The organism is Methylobacterium nigriterrae (assembly GCF_037106235.1).
Lineage (GTDB): Bacteria > Pseudomonadota > Alphaproteobacteria > Rhizobiales > Beijerinckiaceae > Methylobacterium > Methylobacterium nigriterrae.
Genome location: NZ_JBAWTG010000960.1, coordinates 1 through 264 on the forward strand (window position 1 = coordinate 1; position 264 = coordinate 264).

Consider the following 264-nt stretch of genomic DNA (forward strand, 5'->3'; position numbering starts at 1 on the left):
TGCGCTCGCCCATGTCGGCTTTCCCGGCGCGACCGGTGCGGCGCTGGTCGGGCTTTCGCCGTTCTTCGGGCTGACGGCGTTCACGCTTGCCGCCGGCATCGGCATCGGCCTCTTGGGCGAGAGGGCGCATCGCGACGTGGCGATCGGCATCGTCCTGACGCTGTCGCTCGGCCTCGGCCTGCTCTTCCTGCATTTCTACACCACCAACGCCGCGCAGGCGACGAGCGTGCTTTTCGGCAACGTGTTCGGCATCGACTTCCGCAC

The 264-nt window shown here is 68.2% G+C and carries 1 protein-coding gene; it reads left to right on the forward strand.

What is annotated here, in order from left to right:
- Window positions 1–264: metal ABC transporter permease (locus WDW90_RS39860; protein WP_336493090.1), on the forward strand; the 264-nt coding region annotated here is incomplete at both ends.